This window comes from Mycobacterium hackensackense (assembly GCF_025822555.1).
Lineage (GTDB): Bacteria > Actinomycetota > Actinomycetes > Mycobacteriales > Mycobacteriaceae > Mycobacterium > Mycobacterium fluoranthenivorans.
The window spans coordinates 38,189-53,689 of the sequence record NZ_JACKUC010000034.1 but is presented as its reverse complement, the minus strand read 5'-3'; the positions used below and the strand labels follow the sequence as shown (position 1 = coordinate 53,689).

The window sequence follows — 15,501 nt, the reverse complement described above, 5'->3', positions numbered from 1 at the left end:
TCACTCGGCCTTCAGCGGCACGGCCTTCAGCTCGTCCTTCGTCATGTCGTCGACCTGGTCGGCGAGATCCGGACGAACCTGCCGCACGTAGTCGCGCCAAACCTCCACGCTCTGAGCGGTCTTGGGTCGCTCGACGGGGCCGGGCTCGGTGACCGATTCTGTCTTGACGATCTCGGGCTGGGCACCGCCGACCGCGGACTGCTCGATCGGCGCCAGGATCGGCGTCGGTTCGGGTTCGGGCAGGGTGACGGTTCCGGTCACATCGTGCGGCGGGACCGGTGCGGGGCCGCCCGTCTGTACCGGTGCGGGCGTGTGGTCGACGACGGTGCCGTCGGGCAGGGGCGCAGAGCCGAAGACGCCCTGCGCCTCACCCCTTTCGATCTCGGACGCCGGCAGGTCGACCTCCTGGCCGAAGAATGCCCGCCGACGCTGACCCTTCGCGTCGCGGTACTCCCACAGCGCGGCCCGGACAACTCGCTTCGCCATCGTTCGATGCTCCGTTTCTCGTCGTCAGGGTCAGCCGGCCAGGCCGGTGACCTTCTTGACCGCGTAGGGGTCGGTGACGCCCATGATCGGAAGCACGCTGGACTGCACCCAGTTCTGCTTCGTGGCAGGCGTACGCCAGGTCTCGGTGGTCAGCATCTGCTCGTAGCCGAGGAAGCCGACACCGCCGCGCACAGCCGCGTACGCGGTGCCCGCAGTGACCCGGTTGGACCGGAACATCGAGATATCGGCGTCGGCCAGGATGGCATCGATGTCGGGGCCGTAGGCGATGCGCAGATCCGCGTACTGCTGCGGGTTGACCACCCACACGCCGTAGACGTAGCCGAGCTCTTCGACGTCGGCGGCCAACTGGGCGCGGATGATGTCGGCGAACGGCCGCTCAGCGTTCGGGGTGGGCGTGTTGCCCGTCAGGGTGACATTCGACCAGTCCGAACCCGGGATGGTGCCCGCGCCGCCGAGATTGGCGATCACGTCGTCGAGCACAGCGACGGTCCGCTGATTGACCTTGCGCACGATGGTGTTCGCGAGCTGCGTGGTCAGGCGGTCCATCTCGGCGGAATCGTTGCGGCGCACCGCACCGTCTTCCATCCAGAACTTGCCACCCCAGTCCTCGGACTGCGCGACCTTCGGCTGCTGCCGCTCGCCCTGGACGACCGGGTACTCGGTCGCCGCCGCGCGCTGCTCCACGTCGTTCTTCGTGTACAGCTCGTTGATGGTGATGACGTCGTAGATGATCGCGCCGGTCGACGTGGTGGTGCCGGCTTCACCGAAGATCTCAGAAGCGATGAACTTCTGCTTCGTGAGGTCAGCGAGCCGCTTGTTGATTCGGCCGGGCTGCTTCAGCGCCATGTCGACGGTGATGCCGTTGTTCGCGACGACCGGGGCGCCCAATGGGTAGGCGACGGGGGAGATAGCCATGGTTCAGAGTGCCTTTCCTGGTCAGTACAGCGAGATTTCGGCGTCGGCTCCGTCGGCCGCCGCGGTGAGTGCGTATCCGACCGCCTTACCGGCGCCGATGGTCTTCGCCTTTCCGGCGGTGCCGACTTCGACTTCGACGAAAGCGGCGATGGCGCCGTCGGCGGTCACGGGGACCACGCGGTCCTTACCGCGGGCGATGCCGACCACCGCGCCGGAAGCGGCGTCGGAGGTGGCCACACCGCACGTCCGGCCACCGGCATCGGCCGGGGCGACGGCGATGTTGCCGCCGGAGCGATTCCCCGAGATTTTCAGGAAGCGCTTCCCGGTGACCGCGGCCGACGCGCGGCCGGTGATATCGGTGCCCGGCTTGTAGATGTCGATCAGTTCGTTCGCCATGTCGGAAGTCCTTCTCGTGTCGCTGCGCTGGTGGGGTTACTCGCCGGCGCTGCCGGTCGACGGCTCGGTCGCCGCGGTGTCGAACCACGACAGGTCGTCCGGAGCGACCATCGAGGCGCCCGGATCCGGGTTCATCGCAGTGCCGATCTCCTGCACGGGGAACACCGCTTCGGCCGTCTTCAGCGCCTCGGCATATCCGAGCTTGCCGCCCGAATCCCGGTCCAGCTTCAGGTTCTTCGTCCACTTCTCGCGATCAGCGGGCTTGATCTTGCCGCCGCGGATCGCCTCGTTGACCGTCTTCAGGTCGTTCTCGGCCGCGATGGTCTCGAAGGCGGCCGAGCCCTGCTGGCCCTGCTGCTTGAGCGCGTCCAGCGCGGAAGTCTCGATGACGGCGAAGCCGAGGCCCTTCAGTGTCGCGGCGGCCGCGGCCAGGGCGCCATCTGCGGCGGGATCAGCCGCGGCGGGGTCATCGGCCGGCGGCGCATCGGTGTCTTCGCTTTCCGCGGCGACGGCGGCATCGAGTGCGGCCGCGAACGCGTCGTCGTCGAGATTGGCGTCGACGCCGTACTTCTCGGCGAGTTGTTCCTTCAGGCCCATCGTGGCCGCCTTTCGTTGATCGTTCTTCGTCGTCCGCGTCGGTCCGGTCCGGATTTGCGGCGGGGGTGCCGCCTTGCGTCCGGCGTAGTTGAAGACGGACAGATCGAATCGATTCTTGAGCGATTGCGTTTCGTCTGCTGCGGAACTCTCGTCGGCCGGTTCGATGATGGTGTCGGCCAGGCCCGCGGCGATCATCTCTTCGGCGGTGAACCACGTCTCGTTCTTCATCTGCTTGAGCCAGTCCTTCAGCTCACCACCGGCGCGGTCCTGGTAGACCGCCGCGATCGTCTCGTTGTGGCGAACGAGCAGGTCAAGCATCTCTTTCATGTCGGCCGCGGTGCCCGAAACGTAGCCGCGCGCTTCGTGAATCATCATCTCGGCGTACTTCGATGTCTGGATTTCGTTGCCCGCCATGGCGATGAAACTTGCCGCGCTCGCGGCGACGCCGTCGATGCGCGTGATGATGTTGGCGGGGTGGCGCTTCAGCGCGTTCATGATGGCGATGCCGTCGAACACCAGGCCGCCCGGGCTGTTGATCCCGACGACGATCTCATCGACGTCGAGCGCGTTCAGTGCATTAGCGAAGTCGCCCGCCGACACACCCCACGGGTCGATGATGTCGTAGATCAGGATCTCGGCCGAGGTCTTCGACTTGCCGGCCGCGTTCGTCGTTTTCGTCGCGGAGTTCTGGACTTTGAACCACTCGATCGGGTCGGCGTCCTCGGCGATGCCGAACACCGCGCGGGCCGCCTTGCGCGCATCGTCGTCGAGCATCTTCGGCAACGCCGCGTTGAAGATGCCGGGCATTACCGTCTCGATCGACGCCATCATGCGGCAGATTGCGGACCTGCCTCGGATCACCGGGTTCATCAGAACAACACTCCCTGCTTCCCTATGGTCAGCGCCATCTTCCCTAGATCCGGTTTGCTCTGCTGGCGAGCGCTATTCGACGGTCCAGTCGGGGCCGCGGGCTCAGGTTTCCAGTTCGGGTCGAGCGCCGGAGCGCCGAGCAGTTGCCGGATGAATGCCTTCATCTGCGGGTCGGCGTCGAGTAGACCGGCCTGCACCAGTAGCGCGAGCGCCTGCGCCGTAGCGTCCTGGCGTGATCCGATCTCGTCGCACACAAGCAACGGGCATCCGATGTCGATCGAGTAGTTCGAATCGAGAAGGTCTTCGATCACGTGCTGGTTGAAGACGTCGGCGATGTCCTCGGCGATCGCCTGCACTGACTGGACGAACACGTCGGCCTGCACCGACGCGAGTGCGTAGCTGCCGCCGCGGTCCAGGTTCAGGAAGTGCGCCAGCCCGGCGAGCGCGATCTGCTTGTCGTGGTACTCAATCGCCTGCTGCATGTCGGGCAAGTTGCCTTGCACGCCGAGGATTTCGAGCTTCGCCCCGGCGGGGAACGCCGCGCCCGCCGACATGCCGCCGCGGAACCGTGACGCGATCTTCTCGTAGTCGTCGATCTTCTTCTGGTTGCCCTTGTCGGCTTCGTTCGTGTACGCGACCGGTACACCGATGCCGTTGCGTCGAGCTGCGGCGGCCTGGATCCGCATCAGTTCGTCCTTCAGCAGCCAATGCTTGTAGCTCGGCCGCAGCAGCGACGTTCCGATCCACACGCCCGGCTCGGGCTCGTTGCGGTAGACGACCAGCCGGGAGATGTCGATCAGCTTCGAGTCGGACAGCGACAGCCGGCCGTCGACGATGTCGTCCTGGACGATCGACAGCAGGCCGCCGTCGCGGGCCACGTTGAACGCGCGGATCGTGAACTGCGGCCGCGGCGCCAGCTTGCGTAGCCGGAACTTCCCGTCGAACGGGCCGCCGGTGTCGTCATACCGGTAGACCTGCTCGAAGATGCTGTGCCCATATCGCAGGCAGGACAGCGCGTCCCGAAGGTGCGACTTGAAGCTGAAGCGATCGCGCTGACGGGGGATCGGCTTATCGCCGCCGTTGTCGCCGACGATCGGCAGTCCAGTGTCGGCGGCGATGTGCGCGACGACGTGGTCTTCGGCTCCGTTCGGATTGATGCGCCACTGAGTGCGCCGGATCGGCAGGCCGATCGCCGATAGCAGCGACCAGCAGCGCGCATCCTCGCGGGGCATCCGCGAGTACGTGACCAGCGACAGCGGCCAGCGTAGATCGGGAACCTGCTCGGTGAGTTCCCACCACCACATATCGGGGACCGAGCCGGGCAGCCACGTCGAAGGATCCGTCGCGCTCGGATTGATGTAGCCGACTTCGGTAGTCAGCGCCGGGGGTCGTGCCATTACGCCAGTTTGGCGTGTTCAGAGAGTTAGCACCGACGAGCTAGAACGCCGCGGACAAGATGTCCACCTCGTCGAGATCGACCGCATCCATCGACGTTGCAGGGGAAGCCGATTCGGTCACTTCCTCCGAGAACATCTGCACACCCCAGTGCGCCAGCGTGACCGCTGTCCACTGCGGAACACCGGCTTCGGCGTCATTCCAGACGAAGTCGTTCATCGGCAGCATGCGCTTCTGCACCACATCGAGCGCAGCTTCGAGGATCGGCTGCCCGGAATGCGTGATCTCCGGCGGGCTGGCCAGCGCCGCATCGACGAAGCCGCCGGCCGCCTTCGCCATCTGCGGGGTACTCGCTTCAAGCACGTCATAGCCGAGATCCCGCATCCTGGCGACCAACACGTTCGCCGGCCCGCGGCCATCGACGATGATCGCCGCCGGATCCCACAACTCGATCAGGATCGCCAGGAACACAGCCACTTGCGGCAGCGTCGCCTTCCGCAGGTAACCGACCTCGAGATGCACCTTCCCTGACGCCGTGCGGCAGCCGCCCGCGATCGCCCACGTCCTGCCGTGCACCAGATGCCCATCGGGCCCGCGCTCCCAACTGCGGTGCACAGCGATCACCCGCTCGCCCACATAGACCGGCGCTTCATCGACCATCGTCTTCCACACTTCCCGCGGAATCACCGGTTCGCGTTCGGAGTCGTCCGGCGGATACAGCCCCCAACCGAGGTAATCAGCGTCAAACAATGCGATCTCGTCCGCAGTGGAAGCGGCCCGCCGTTCGCGTTCCATGTCGCGCTGACGGTGAATCTGGCCGTGCGCCGGGTTAGCCATCCGCGCAGCGTCTTCGTGGTCCCGGGCCGCGGCGAGCGCCTTCGCATCCTCTACCGGGTTCCCGGTCGGCAGCGGTCGCGGCGCCATCCACTCGGCGATGAACATGTCGACCGACTTCTTCCGGCCGAGCCGCCGCTGCGACGCGAGCACATGGCAGTGCATGTACTTCGGCAGGCCGAACACCGGCGGCGTCGACAGGTAGATCGTCTGCGAGTTGTTCGAAGCCTTCTGGGCGCCAGTCAAACCGATGCGCTGTTCGGCGGTCAGCTTGTACGCCTCATCGAAGATGACCAAGTCGATCTTGGTCATACCGACGCCGAGATCCTTGCCACGAAGGCCGATCCGGACCGAAGCGCCGTTCTTCAGCTCGATGATGCCGCGGTCTTTCTCTTTCGAGTAGCCGAGCGGCAGACCCTTCCGCGGCGCGAGACGAGACTTCAGATCCGGCGACTCGACGATGATCTCGATCAGCCGGTCGTAGATGTCCTCGGCCGTGAGCCAGCGCTGCGCCGAGTAGATGATCGTCTCGCCGAGCACGAACATCCCGAACAGCATCCGCAGGATGGCGATCTCGGACTTGCCGTTCTGACGTGGGCAAATGAGCACGCAATCCGGGTGGGTCCACAGCCGGAAGCCGTCTTCGTCCGGGTCGAGCCGCGAGCAGATCTTGCGCAGCGCCCACCACTGAAACGGCATGCACCGCACACCGAACTCGAAGCCGAGGTTCGCCGCGACGTCACCGTCGGTCTCGTCGCCGTCGAAGCCATGCCAGAACTCAGGCACCTGTCGGCCGGTGAGCCGCGGCCACTTCCCGACGTACTTCGGGAACGGCTGCGGCAGGAAGTCATCCGGCAGCACGGCGCGGCCGCGGGCCGGCCGCCGGACGTCGAGATCAGCCATTTAGTCCGGCCAGACCGCGAGATAAACAGTGGGAACGGCTCCGTCTGACCATTCGGCCGGGAACAGCTCGTAGACCCAGGATCCCGTGGCGGAAGTCAGCGTCATCAGCCCGGCTGGGCTTACCGTGCTGACGATCCCTTCGTGCTCCCATCCATCCGGGCAGCAGCTCGCGCCGACGACATCCGGCGTCGTGAGGAAGACGGGATCCATGCCCACCGTCTCGCGGTGTGGATGCGCCTCGGTCCCAGACCACAATTCACGCGGCGGACCGCCGACCGGTCCCCACGGCGTCACCAGCTCGTCGCCGCGCGGCGGCCACTCCAGCGTGATCACTCGCCGCTCACGATTGGCCGTCTTCACGCTCGCTTCTTTCCGTAGTGGTCGGAGATGATCCGGACCAGCTTGTCGTCCGCCGAACCGGATGGATCCTTCGATCCCTCACCGCCTCCCAGCTTCTCGATGTCCATGATGAGCTTTCTCAGCACTTCGGACTGCTGACGTTCCTCCCGCACCAGATCGGTGACCACCACGTTCGCCACCTGGCCGGCCACCTTCGCCGTCCACAACACGTCCGCTTCGCCGGACAGCAGCCGAGCAATCACTTCGAGCCGGTCAGCCAGCCGGGCCGCCTGCGTGATCAGCGTCTTCCGGGCGAATGAGTCGTCCTTCGTGGTGAATTCGCGGATCAGCTTCGCGCCATCCGTCGGCTTCGGGCACTTACGAACGCGTTTCGCCGGAGTCCGCGCTGATTGCGTCCGTTTACGGGCGGGTTGTTTGGCCTGATCAGCGGGTGGTTTTTCGCTACTTGGGGTCGTTTTTGTCCGGTTCGCGGTCCGTGGCGCCGCCTTGCGCGGCGGGGTCATGGCCGGCCGATTCGCGCGAAAACGGCGGGCTTGAAAAAAAATATTGTCGACTCACCCCGTTGGGAGTCTGGGGGGTGGGGGGCCCGATTTTTCTGGGGGTAGGGGTGCATCACCGCAGGTCAGAGCCCTGACTGGCGGGCGACTCGGCAGTCAAGCCCGGGTCGTCACTGCCCTGACCTGCGGTTATGTGGGCGGCCTCATCGGTAGTTGCCCGCTCCGCGGGGATGTCGAGCAGGTCGCGCAGGGCTTCGCCCGGTGTGCGTGGTGGTAGGAGCGCCGCGTCGGGGTCGTGGATGAGCAGCGCGCCGAGGATGCCGGATAGGTACAACTGCTTGCCGCTGGGCAGCGTGATCGGGTTGTCGGGGTGGATGACAGCCACTGGGATTCCCCACAGTGCGTGTGCGTAGTTGCAGCCAGGTTCGGGTGGGAACTGTTCGACGGTCGCGTCCCACTGCTGTTGTGTGAGGTAGAGCGTGCCTTCGATGTACTGCGGGTGGCTTGGTTCCCAGCGAGAGGCGAACTCGGCCGCTTCGGTGATCGCTTGCAGGATGTCGTCGCTCATCGTTTCGGGTTCCTTTCGAGCAGGCTTCGCGCGCCTTGCAATGCCCACGCGATCAGCCCGGGTGGTTCGGGTTCGTGCTCGATGTGGATCGGTGGCGGTGGTGGTTCTAGTCCGTTGTCGTCCCAGCTTGGCCGTGCGCTGCCGAGTGCGAAGACGCGCAGGGTGGTGATGGCTTGGCGTGCTTCGTCTTCGGTGGCCCAGCAGCCGATGACGGCGTGGTCGCTGTTGCCGCGGCCGAGGAAGCCGATGCCGTATCCGCGGGGCGGGTAGATGGTCTCGGGGGCCGGGGCGGGTTCATCGGGGTAGTGGGTTCCTGCTCGGGCGTGTACGAGAGCGGTGATTGTCAGGTCAGCGCCGTCGAGCTCGATGTAGGTCACGAGTGCGCCTGTGCGGTATCGCCAGGGGTTCCTCCGGATGGGTTCGGGGTCGATGGAGATGTGCATGTCGGGCAGCTTTGCGTCGGGCTGCGCGTTGAGCAGTGATTCGATCGCGGTGCGCAGGGGGCCGTTCCCGCGGAGTCCGATGCGGATGTTGTTGCCGACGGCGGTGATCGCGTCGTCGGGGATGCTCTCGGTTGCGATGTGATCGAAGCTTTTGGTCCAGAGTCGGGCTGTGCTGGTGGTCATCGTGTTCTCCGGTTTCGGTCGTAGGGTGTGCGGGCTGGGCCGGCGGTTGGTGGCTGTTGGTCGGCGTATTGGCTGAAGTCGTAGCCAGGTGATTCGGGTAGCGGGTATTCGGGTGCGGTGAACTCGTGCCAGTGCCGGTTGACGTCGGCCTGTAGTGGTGACGCCAGGCGATAGCCGGGGATGGTGCGGGGGAATTGCAGGCTCGGCGGCATGCGTTGGATCTCGTGAATCCAGTTCTCGGGGCCGAACTTCACGTCGATATCGGGGATGTCGCCTAGATCAGGGCAGACGGTGGTGCGCGTTTCGACCTGTCCGAGTAGGTTCCACATGTCGTCGTAGAACGTGAGGACCGGGCCGCGCATGACGGATTCCCAGGCGGCGGCCGATTCGCGCATCAGCTCGGCCCAGCGTTGCCATGAGCGGCGTATGGCGTCTTCGTCGATGACGATGCTCATCGTGAATCGGCCGACGCTGGTGGACCATTGCGGGTAGATCGGTGTTTTGCCGTCGTTGGCCCAGCCGATCGGTGGCCGTTGCGGGCCGATGAATTCGGATCCTTCGCACAGGATCGGCGAGTCATCCTCGGCGACGGTGTATTCGGGGTCGAAGTTGCCGAGGTTGTACATCGACGCGATGCGTTGGGTGATGCGTAGGCCGTGCCAGTGCCGGCGGCAGTGTGGGCAGCGGGGGTAGTCGGGATCGCCGAATTCGTAGCCGTTGAGCGGTTTGCCGTCGGCCATCTGCTCGTCGACGAGCGCGTCGATTCGGTCGATGATGTCGGGTTCGGGCATGGGTGTGGGTTGCTCCGTGGTGTTGAACGGGTTGGTGATGCGTAGGGCATCGTCGTCGAGCAGGTCGCGCATGATGGTTGTGATTGGTGTGAGCCGCATTTCGAGTAGCCGGCAGGTCTCGCAGAACCACACGCGGGCGTGGTGCTCGTCGGATTCCGGGCAGAGTCGGCGAGCCTGCGCGGCGAACGGGCGGCCAGTCATGGCTTTGGCGGTTCGACGCCGAGAAGCTGGAAGTTGAGGGCGAGTTCGTCGCCTATCTCGTCCCTGAAAGTGACCTCGTTGTCTGCGTTGCGGTGTTCGGCGTAGTACCGGCCGTCGAGTTGAATGATCGTGATGCTGCCGAGGTAGATCGCTTCGACTGGTTGGGGTTTCGGCTTGGGCCAGAACTGATCGACCGGGATGGTGTGCACGGTCCTGGTCGCTGGGCACCACCAGTTGTAGAGTTCGCGGCCGTCGAGATCTTCGGATCGGCAGAAGTAGCGCCAGCGGGTGCGTTCGGTCACGCGCGGGACAGCCTTTCAACCATGATGCCGATGAGTCCTCCCGGGTATCGGAGCCTGACGCAATGGGTGTACATGAACAGCGCGATCCGTTCTTGCTCGTCGAGTCCGGCTTCGTCGAAGAACGCTTGGTCGTTCTTCCATTTGGCGATGAGTCGGTCGACCACTTCGTTGAGCATGGCGATCTCCTGGTCGGCGGCAGCTGTGACGCCGGGTGGTGTCTGGAATTCGTTCATGCGGCGGGCCATCCCATCGTGAGGTTGCCTAGTGGGTGTTCGGTGCGGATGAGGCGCAGCGCGGGGCGTTCGTCGTCTCGGGATCCATCGCCGCGCTGCTTGTTGCACAGTCCGTGCATTAGTCGTTCGGGGAGTTTCCCGTCGGCTTTGCCGTCGGGGTGGTCGCCGTGCAGCACACCGGATGTGAAGTCGGGTTTCCCGTCCCGGCGCATAGCGTGGGGGTCGTAGTCGGGGTTCTTCGTGCGATCCCGGAACATCGGTAGGCCGCACCACCAGCACGGGGTTCCGTCGACGTGGTGATGTTGCAGCCGTCGGACTTGGTTGCGGTGCGCTTCGTCGTAGCCGCGCGCGGCTGGCGCTGCCCGCTTACGAGTCGGCGCCATCTGCTCGCCCTGGTCGTTCGTCGCCGCTGCCTTCCTTGCTGCATTCCGGCCAGAGCTCGCGCAGGTTGCAGCGGTCGTACACGCCGTGGCTGACTTCGACGGTTCCGACCCAATCGGGGTTCTTGAGGTCGGTGATTTCGAGTCGCCATTCTTCAGGGACCGGGGTGATAAACGGGCCAGTGCAGATCGGCGGCTGCCCGACGCACGTCATGGGCTGCACGATGACTGTTGCCGGCGAGTATTTCGCGTCGGTGACGATCCCGTGTTCAGGCACCGGGTGATCACCGCATCCGGCGAGCGCTAGAACGCCGACGATCACCAGCGCGGCCGTGGACCTCATTCCGTCGTCCCGTCGGGGTTCGCGTTGGCGTGTGCTTGGCGTAGCGCTTCGTCGATCGCGGACTGCCGGGCGGTGTCGATGTTGTCGATCCGATCGGGTTCAGGCGCGGGGTAGCGGTCGCCGAGCACGATGTCGCGGCCGAGTTGGTATTCCGGGCCGTCGTCGGGCGTGTACCTATATAGGCATTCGTCGTCGTGGCCGACTGGCAGACTGCATCCGTGGTCGACACAGTGCGAGCACGGCGGCGCGATCGAGCATGTGCAGCCGGGGCATTCTGGGTTGCTGCATTCGCGGACCGGTTCACCGCACAGCTCGGCCGCGGTGGCGGTGCCGAGCTTGACGGAGATCGCCTCGCCGGCCTGTTCGGTGAACTTGTCGAGCACGTGCCTGTTGTGCAGCTCGCCGGACCGTTCGTATACCTCGGCCAGGCGGGCATTCGCGGCATCGAGTGCGTCAGATGCCGCTCGGGCGGCGTCTTGTGCGGCAGCGAGTTCCATCGCAGCGAGACGTCGTTCGTCGGTACCGCTGGTGAGTTGATCGAAGACGGTGTCAGGTTCGGGTTTGGCGTGGCGGCCGCCGGCGGGCCGTTTCTTTCCGGCTGGGTGGCGGGCCATCGATGCGTCGATCTCGGCTTCGTCGGCGGCGTCGGTGCGGTCCTGCGCGAGTTTCAGCCGGACGGGATCGTTCGATGTCTGCCGGGCGATCATCCCTGCGTCGGCGACCGTGGCGTCGACGGGTGTTGCCGCGGTGACTTCGCAGTGGCCGAGTACGCCTTTCAGTTGGCCGCAGATCGTGAGGAACAGGGGCATTTCGCGGTCGGTGACCTTCACGACGAACGACTTCTGATCGGGGAGGTTGACGATGTGAAACTTCCCGGGCTGCTTGAGTAGCGCTTTCATTTGCTGTTGCGGGGTGTCGCCGACGTACGGTCGGCGGTCGGCGCGGGCCCGGCGTTGGCGGCGGTTGAGTGCCATCAGTTCGTCTCCCCGCCGGTAGGCGCCGCGCGAAGTGCGTCCGGCGGTTCTGGCGGATCAGTGAAGGCCGGATTCGGTGGGACGTCGATCTTTGGCTGCCAGCGGTCCGCGTCGAGGGTCAGCTTCTGGTGCGTCTCTTCGGTTCTGAATGATTCGGCCAGGAACGTGTGCACGGTGCGGCCGTCGACGCGGATCTCGATCGAACGGGGTGTGTTGGGGGTTGTCATGGCAGGACTCCAATCGTGAGTAGGAACAGAGCGAGCAGTGAAATCAACGTGGCGGCGATCGCGATGGCTTGGATTGCGATTCGGCGCCAGTGCGTTTCGCGCGGGCCATCGTGGAATTCGTCCGGGCATATCGGGCCGATGACGACGGTGCGCTCGGTGCTGTAGCAGGTGCCGCACCGGCCGCCGGTCGCGATATCTGGGAAGACGGTGACCGCGTCGGACGGGTGAAGAATCTGCCGGGCGCGATCGCGCGACTCCTGGTAGGCGACCAGGTCTTCGAGGTCGCGCACCTTCGTCCGCGTGGGTGGCGTGATCGAGCAGGTTATCGACAGGTACGAATGTCCGACCGGGCCGAAGGGGCGGTGCGGCTCGATCGTCCGCATGCCCGTTGCGGTGCGCCGGTATTCGAGCAGGGCGGCGCAGTCGCCTAGCGGCCAGCGTGGTTCGACGTCGATCGAGTCAGATACCACTCGGTGTTCCCTTCAGGGTGGGTTCGTTGCGCAGCACGATTCGCTTCCACTCGATGTACGGAACGCATTCGAAGTGGTAGGCGCCGACGATGTCGCGGCTGAATGAGAGCGGCTGCCAGATCAATTCGGGCGTGGCCAGGATGGTGAAGGCGATCTGGTGGGGGATTGCCGAGGCGACGACGTCGACGGCGTTGCGGCCGGATGGCTCGGCGCCCTGGCCGATGACGACGAGCCCGGGCATCGTGATCTGTTCGGCGTCGAGTGAGCCGGATACGCGCGCTTGGAACGTGATGTCGCGGCGCACGGTGGTGCTGGCGAAGCGCGCGCCTTCGTCGCGGAGGTTCGGTTCCCATGCGCGCACCAGCACGTCGGCGGTGATGTCGCCGCTCACGGGCGGTCGCCGAGGTCTTCGAGTTCAGCGCACGCTTCGGCGTAGCTGATTTCGCCGCGCTGCCAGGCGTCCTCGAGGTCGTCCTCGACGCGTTGGGCGTATGTGCGGTTGTCGGGGTTCGTCATGCGCGTGTGCTTCCTTCGTGTGATGAGCGGAGCTTCGGTTTCGGTTGGGCTGTTGGCCGGGGCCGGGTTTCGTCGCGGTCGATCTCGTCGAGGCCTCCCCAGACGCCGTTCTCGTCCTGGATCGTGGCGCGGTACTCGCGGCATTTGGCTTCGACCGGGCACCGGTTGCAGATCGCCTTCGCCCGGGTGACGCGCTGCTCGTAGACGCGTTTCGCCTGGTGTGATCGGCCGTTGATTGGGAAGAACATCTCGTCCACTTCCGACAGGGGGATCAGCCGGCACAGTGCGCGGTTCATCCACTCGCGATCGAGATCGCCGAGGATGGCGCGCAGGAATCCGGGCCGGCCCCGGCGCGGGAGCCGTGTCCTGTCGTAGTGGCCGCGCGCCATCAGCGACGCACCAGCCGCTCATTCGCAGCCCGGACGACACCGTCGAGGGCACCCGGTTCCGACCAGACCGTCGCGAGCCCGGACAGGTGCCGGCGCCGGGTCGCGAAGGGCAGTTCCCAGCCGAGCTTCATCGCGCACATCGCCGCCGCGCCAGCGGAATCGGCGACATCGTGATTCGGGATGTTCAGATCCGGCCACCACTTGCGGGTCTCGTCGAGCACCATGTCCTTATCGGCGCGGCCGGAGCCGGTGACCCACAGCTTCAGTGTCGTCGGCGACACCGATGCCCGGGTGATGCCGCGGGCCCGCAGCACTGACCAGATACCGACCCACAGGGCGCCGCGATCGAGGTAGGACGGCAGCACTTCCTTCGGGAAGATCGGCGCTTCGATCAGCGCGAGCTCTGGCTTCTCCGGTAGGCGGTCGATGATGTGAGCGACCTCGTGTGTGTTCGCGATGATCCGCTCTGCCCGGTCGTCCCAGTCGGCGCCGTTCTCGAGCGAGTACCCGCAGTAGCGCAGGACTTTCGGCCGGCACGGTCCGTCTTCGATGCGGCGTAGGACGGTGATGCCGGTGCGCACGAGGGACGCGTCGATCCCGACGACGTAGCTCATCGGCGACGCTCGCGGTGGGTCTCGCTGCCGATGACGGTGTCGCAGCCGTCGCAGTGAATCGTGGTGGTCACCTCGGCGACGTAGCCGGAGTACCGGGCAGTGCCGGGTACGAACGCCGAAGTGCGTTCGATCCGGCGCTGCGATCGCGGGTGCCGGCAAGGCGATACGGGCGTGGTGGGCTGCTCAGCGGCCAGGGTGCCGCGCAGCCGGGCGTACATCGGGAATAGGTCGCTCATGGCTTCTCCCACTCGCCGACGCGGGCCCGCTCAACGTGCGCTTCGCAGCTCCACTCGCGAAGCTGCCGGCACATCGCGGAAACGCCGTTCGGACTGAAGAATCGCCGGGTCGGCGCAGCCGGTACGAAGATCACGGTGTAACCGGGATCGCCCGTTTGTGGGTCGCCGTTGTAGCCGATCCACCGCGTGTATTCGGGCGCTTCCACCATCGCGTCCGGTCGCGTGGGGACGTATAACCGGAGGTTCGGCAGCCAAGCGGGGATCGCCGGGTCAGGGACGCCGTCGTTCCATTGAGAGACGATCTCTTCCCAGAATTCAAGGGTCTGTGCGGTAAACGGCTGGCCGTCGGGGGTCGGCCATTTGTCAACGACGACGCGGTAGACGTAGCTCATCGGACGACTCGCTTGCATTCGGCGCACACCTCGGAGTGCGGGGCGGCGGGCTTCGAGCAGATGCAGCACGCCTGCCGCGACGGGTAGAACCGCGGCCGGCGATCGCGCTTCACAGGGGCCGCCGAACAGGCACGTAATCGTCGAGCGTGGCAATCGGTCGACCACAACCGAATCCAGCCGGCGGCGGCGGGCACACAGCGCGGGCAGGTAGCTTCGCGATCTGCACCTGCGCGAGAGCAATCCCATCCTCGTAGCACTCGGTGCAGAGGTACGAGCAGCGATCACCATCGGCCGTGATATCCGGGTTTGCCTTCATCTTCGGATGCTGGCACCACCCGAAGCAGTGCGCTTCGACGTAGTGCGTCGCCGGACGTGTGCATGGCCCCTTGCGGTGAGGCTGTTTGAACTCGTCGCAGGGGCATTCGCAGATGCGGGAGTCGTCGAGCTCGGCATCGAGCTGCGCGAGCGGATCTGTCTCCGGCGGTTTCGATTCAAGCGTCATCACTGCGCATCGCCTTTCTCGCGAGGTTGATCCGGGCCGTGTGCCCGGGGAAGTGCTTCAGTGGCTTGCCGGTCTTGCGGTCGACGCATTCGGCGCCGATCGGCTTGCCGCAGCCGTGCGGCGCCGGCGGGCAGTTCGCCGTCTTGGCCAGGTCGCGCAGCGCGGCGAGTTCTTTGCGCGCGTTGGCCTGCCGGGCGTGCCAGTTGCGTGGGGTGCGGGTGCCGCCGGTGGCGCGGCCGCGCTGGTAGTCGCCGGGCTCGGGGTCGTAGAGCGGGATCACGTTCTCGGCCATCGTCATCAGCCGTCCTCGGGTAGCCGGCTCATCGCTTCGGCGTACGCGTCGGTGAGCAGCTTGCGGATGGCTTCGGGCCGCTCGTCGGGCGACCAACTGCCCTTGACCTCGAAGATCGCCTTGACGCCGGGTTCGCGGATCTCGAATCGGAAGGCGTTGTCAGCGGCCATG

General features: G+C 65.7%; 27 protein-coding genes. All 27 read right to left on the bottom strand.

Annotation, left to right across the window (positions count from 1 at the left end; translation table 11 throughout):
• Complete coding sequence (locus H7J86_RS26365; protein WP_267294585.1) at positions 1–486, bottom strand: hypothetical protein; 486 nt, start codon at positions 484–486, stop codon at positions 1–3.
• Positions 487–516: 30 nt separating this feature from the next.
• Positions 517–1,422 carry a major capsid protein gene (locus H7J86_RS26360; protein ID WP_267294583.1) on the bottom strand — a complete coding sequence of 302 codons (906 nt, stop codon included), beginning with the start codon at positions 1,420–1,422 and terminating at the stop codon, positions 517–519.
• 21 nt (positions 1,423–1,443) lie between these two features.
• Positions 1,444–1,818: a capsid cement protein gene (locus tag H7J86_RS26355; RefSeq protein ID WP_267294581.1), complete on the bottom strand. Its 375-nt coding sequence runs from the start codon at positions 1,816–1,818 to the stop codon at positions 1,444–1,446.
• Positions 1,819–1,854: 36 nt separating this feature from the next.
• Positions 1,855–3,285: a head maturation protease, ClpP-related gene (locus H7J86_RS26350; protein ID WP_267294579.1), complete on the bottom strand. Its 1,431-nt coding sequence runs from the start codon at positions 3,283–3,285 to the stop codon at positions 1,855–1,857.
• On the bottom strand, positions 3,285–4,682 hold the full coding sequence (locus tag H7J86_RS26345; RefSeq protein WP_267294577.1) for a phage portal protein family protein: 1,398 nt from the start codon (positions 4,680–4,682) through the stop codon (positions 3,285–3,287). Before H7J86_RS26345 ends, H7J86_RS26350 begins: the two co-directional genes overlap by 1 nt.
• 40 nt (positions 4,683–4,722) lie before the next feature.
• A complete protein-coding gene (locus H7J86_RS26340; protein WP_267294575.1) occupies positions 4,723–6,213 on the bottom strand; it encodes a hypothetical protein in 1,491 nt (496 codons plus the stop codon).
• 204 nt (positions 6,214–6,417) lie between these two features.
• Entirely contained in the window at positions 6,418–6,777 is a 360-nt protein-coding gene (locus H7J86_RS26335; protein ID WP_267294573.1) for a hypothetical protein, read from the bottom strand.
• Complete coding sequence (locus H7J86_RS26330; protein WP_267294571.1) at positions 6,774–7,280, bottom strand: hypothetical protein; 507 nt, start codon at positions 7,278–7,280, stop codon at positions 6,774–6,776. The genes H7J86_RS26335 and H7J86_RS26330 overlap by 4 nt, the downstream gene beginning before the upstream one ends.
• 109 nt (positions 7,281–7,389) lie before the next feature.
• Positions 7,390–7,842, bottom strand: a complete 453-nt coding sequence (locus H7J86_RS26325; protein WP_267294569.1) for a hypothetical protein — start codon at positions 7,840–7,842, stop codon at positions 7,390–7,392.
• Positions 7,839–8,468 (bottom strand): hypothetical protein, encoded by a 630-nt coding sequence (locus tag H7J86_RS26320; RefSeq protein WP_267294567.1) that lies wholly within the window; start codon positions 8,466–8,468, stop codon positions 7,839–7,841. Before H7J86_RS26320 ends, H7J86_RS26325 begins: the two co-directional genes overlap by 4 nt.
• Positions 8,465–9,460: a hypothetical protein gene (locus H7J86_RS26315; RefSeq protein WP_267294565.1), complete on the bottom strand. Its 996-nt coding sequence runs from the start codon at positions 9,458–9,460 to the stop codon at positions 8,465–8,467. The genes H7J86_RS26320 and H7J86_RS26315 overlap by 4 nt, the downstream gene beginning before the upstream one ends.
• Positions 9,457–9,762 (bottom strand): hypothetical protein, encoded by a 306-nt coding sequence (locus tag H7J86_RS26310; protein ID WP_267294563.1) that lies wholly within the window; start codon positions 9,760–9,762, stop codon positions 9,457–9,459. Before H7J86_RS26310 ends, H7J86_RS26315 begins: the two co-directional genes overlap by 4 nt.
• On the bottom strand, positions 9,759–10,007 hold the full coding sequence (locus H7J86_RS26305; protein WP_267294561.1) for a hypothetical protein: 249 nt from the start codon (positions 10,005–10,007) through the stop codon (positions 9,759–9,761). Before H7J86_RS26305 ends, H7J86_RS26310 begins: the two co-directional genes overlap by 4 nt.
• A complete protein-coding gene (locus H7J86_RS26300) occupies positions 9,992–10,378 on the bottom strand; it encodes a hypothetical protein (RefSeq protein ID WP_267294559.1) in 387 nt (128 codons plus the stop codon). Before H7J86_RS26300 ends, H7J86_RS26305 begins: the two co-directional genes overlap by 16 nt.
• Complete coding sequence (locus H7J86_RS26295) at positions 10,362–10,718, bottom strand: hypothetical protein (protein WP_267294557.1); 357 nt, start codon at positions 10,716–10,718, stop codon at positions 10,362–10,364. The genes H7J86_RS26300 and H7J86_RS26295 overlap by 17 nt, the downstream gene beginning before the upstream one ends.
• The gene (locus tag H7J86_RS26290) at positions 10,715–11,692 is read right to left on the bottom strand and encodes a hypothetical protein (RefSeq protein WP_267294555.1); all 978 of its coding nucleotides are present in this window, start codon (positions 11,690–11,692) and stop codon (positions 10,715–10,717) included. Before H7J86_RS26290 ends, H7J86_RS26295 begins: the two co-directional genes overlap by 4 nt.
• A complete protein-coding gene (locus H7J86_RS26285; protein ID WP_267294553.1) occupies positions 11,692–11,919 on the bottom strand; it encodes a hypothetical protein in 228 nt (75 codons plus the stop codon). Before H7J86_RS26285 ends, H7J86_RS26290 begins: the two co-directional genes overlap by 1 nt.
• Entirely contained in the window at positions 11,916–12,389 is a 474-nt protein-coding gene (locus tag H7J86_RS26280) for a hypothetical protein (RefSeq protein ID WP_267294551.1), read from the bottom strand. Before H7J86_RS26280 ends, H7J86_RS26285 begins: the two co-directional genes overlap by 4 nt.
• Positions 12,379–12,780: a hypothetical protein gene (locus H7J86_RS26275; protein WP_267294549.1), complete on the bottom strand. Its 402-nt coding sequence runs from the start codon at positions 12,778–12,780 to the stop codon at positions 12,379–12,381. Before H7J86_RS26275 ends, H7J86_RS26280 begins: the two co-directional genes overlap by 11 nt.
• A complete protein-coding gene (locus H7J86_RS26270; RefSeq protein WP_267294547.1) occupies positions 12,777–12,905 on the bottom strand; it encodes a hypothetical protein in 129 nt (42 codons plus the stop codon). The genes H7J86_RS26275 and H7J86_RS26270 overlap by 4 nt, the downstream gene beginning before the upstream one ends.
• Positions 12,902–13,294: a WhiB family transcriptional regulator gene (locus tag H7J86_RS26265; protein WP_267294545.1), complete on the bottom strand. Its 393-nt coding sequence runs from the start codon at positions 13,292–13,294 to the stop codon at positions 12,902–12,904. Before H7J86_RS26265 ends, H7J86_RS26270 begins: the two co-directional genes overlap by 4 nt.
• Positions 13,294–13,908 (bottom strand): RuvC family protein, encoded by a 615-nt coding sequence (locus H7J86_RS26260; RefSeq protein ID WP_267294543.1) that lies wholly within the window; start codon positions 13,906–13,908, stop codon positions 13,294–13,296. Before H7J86_RS26260 ends, H7J86_RS26265 begins: the two co-directional genes overlap by 1 nt.
• Positions 13,905–14,144, bottom strand: coding sequence for a hypothetical protein (locus H7J86_RS26255; RefSeq protein WP_267294541.1), 240 nt, complete (start codon positions 14,142–14,144; stop codon positions 13,905–13,907). Before H7J86_RS26255 ends, H7J86_RS26260 begins: the two co-directional genes overlap by 4 nt.
• Positions 14,141–14,536, bottom strand: coding sequence for a hypothetical protein (locus tag H7J86_RS26250; protein WP_267294539.1), 396 nt, complete (start codon positions 14,534–14,536; stop codon positions 14,141–14,143). The genes H7J86_RS26255 and H7J86_RS26250 overlap by 4 nt, the downstream gene beginning before the upstream one ends.
• A 109-nt stretch (positions 14,537–14,645) precedes the next feature.
• Positions 14,646–15,038: a hypothetical protein gene (locus H7J86_RS26245; RefSeq protein WP_267294537.1), complete on the bottom strand. Its 393-nt coding sequence runs from the start codon at positions 15,036–15,038 to the stop codon at positions 14,646–14,648.
• Entirely contained in the window at positions 15,028–15,336 is a 309-nt protein-coding gene (locus tag H7J86_RS26240; RefSeq protein WP_267294535.1) for a hypothetical protein, read from the bottom strand. Before H7J86_RS26240 ends, H7J86_RS26245 begins: the two co-directional genes overlap by 11 nt.
• The gene (locus H7J86_RS26235; RefSeq protein WP_267294533.1) at positions 15,336–15,500 is read right to left on the bottom strand and encodes a hypothetical protein; all 165 of its coding nucleotides are present in this window, start codon (positions 15,498–15,500) and stop codon (positions 15,336–15,338) included. Before H7J86_RS26235 ends, H7J86_RS26240 begins: the two co-directional genes overlap by 1 nt.
• Between the last annotated feature and the right edge of the window lies 1 nt (position 15,501).

Excerpts from the sequence above, each read along its gene's own strand:
- H7J86_RS26315 (WP_267294565.1), bottom strand. The coding sequence starts at position 9,460 with ATGACTGGCCGCCCGTTCGCCGCGCAGGCTCGCCGACTCTGCCCGGAA.
- H7J86_RS26240 (WP_267294535.1), bottom strand. The coding sequence starts at position 15,336 with ATGACGATGGCCGAGAACGTGATCCCGCTCTACGACCCCGAGCCCGGC.
- H7J86_RS26365 (WP_267294585.1), bottom strand. The coding sequence starts at position 486 with ATGGCGAAGCGAGTTGTCCGGGCCGCGCTGTGGGAGTACCGCGACGCG.
- H7J86_RS26345 (WP_267294577.1), bottom strand. The coding sequence starts at position 4,682 with ATGGCACGACCCCCGGCGCTGACTACCGAAGTCGGCTACATCAATCCG.
- H7J86_RS26245 (WP_267294537.1), bottom strand. The coding sequence starts at position 15,038 with ATGACGCTTGAATCGAAACCGCCGGAGACAGATCCGCTCGCGCAGCTC.
- H7J86_RS26295 (WP_267294557.1), bottom strand. The coding sequence starts at position 10,718 with ATGAGGTCCACGGCCGCGCTGGTGATCGTCGGCGTTCTAGCGCTCGCC.
- H7J86_RS26305 (WP_267294561.1), bottom strand. The coding sequence starts at position 10,007 with ATGGCCCGCCGCATGAACGAATTCCAGACACCACCCGGCGTCACAGCT.
- H7J86_RS26330 (WP_267294571.1), bottom strand. The coding sequence starts at position 7,280 with ATGACCCCGCCGCGCAAGGCGGCGCCACGGACCGCGAACCGGACAAAA.
- H7J86_RS26355 (WP_267294581.1), bottom strand. The coding sequence starts at position 1,818 with ATGGCGAACGAACTGATCGACATCTACAAGCCGGGCACCGATATCACC.
- H7J86_RS26320 (WP_267294567.1), bottom strand. The coding sequence starts at position 8,468 with ATGACCACCAGCACAGCCCGACTCTGGACCAAAAGCTTCGATCACATC.
- H7J86_RS26265 (WP_267294545.1), bottom strand. The coding sequence starts at position 13,294 with ATGGCGCGCGGCCACTACGACAGGACACGGCTCCCGCGCCGGGGCCGG.
- H7J86_RS26350 (WP_267294579.1), bottom strand. The coding sequence starts at position 3,285 with ATGAACCCGGTGATCCGAGGCAGGTCCGCAATCTGCCGCATGATGGCG.
- H7J86_RS26285 (WP_267294553.1), bottom strand. The coding sequence starts at position 11,919 with ATGACAACCCCCAACACACCCCGTTCGATCGAGATCCGCGTCGACGGC.
- H7J86_RS26300 (WP_267294559.1), bottom strand. The coding sequence starts at position 10,378 with ATGGCGCCGACTCGTAAGCGGGCAGCGCCAGCCGCGCGCGGCTACGAC.
- H7J86_RS26325 (WP_267294569.1), bottom strand. The coding sequence starts at position 7,842 with ATGAGCGACGACATCCTGCAAGCGATCACCGAAGCGGCCGAGTTCGCC.
- H7J86_RS26270 (WP_267294547.1), bottom strand. The coding sequence starts at position 12,905 with ATGACGAACCCCGACAACCGCACATACGCCCAACGCGTCGAGGACGAC.
- H7J86_RS26235 (WP_267294533.1), bottom strand. The coding sequence starts at position 15,500 with ATGGCCGCTGACAACGCCTTCCGATTCGAGATCCGCGAACCCGGCGTC.
- H7J86_RS26260 (WP_267294543.1), bottom strand. The coding sequence starts at position 13,908 with ATGAGCTACGTCGTCGGGATCGACGCGTCCCTCGTGCGCACCGGCATC.
- H7J86_RS26250 (WP_267294539.1), bottom strand. The coding sequence starts at position 14,536 with ATGAGCTACGTCTACCGCGTCGTCGTTGACAAATGGCCGACCCCCGAC.
- H7J86_RS26360 (WP_267294583.1), bottom strand. The coding sequence starts at position 1,422 with ATGGCTATCTCCCCCGTCGCCTACCCATTGGGCGCCCCGGTCGTCGCG.
- H7J86_RS26255 (WP_267294541.1), bottom strand. The coding sequence starts at position 14,144 with ATGAGCGACCTATTCCCGATGTACGCCCGGCTGCGCGGCACCCTGGCC.
- H7J86_RS26290 (WP_267294555.1), bottom strand. The coding sequence starts at position 11,692 with ATGGCACTCAACCGCCGCCAACGCCGGGCCCGCGCCGACCGCCGACCG.
- H7J86_RS26340 (WP_267294575.1), bottom strand. The coding sequence starts at position 6,213 with ATGCCGTTTCAGTGGTGGGCGCTGCGCAAGATCTGCTCGCGGCTCGAC.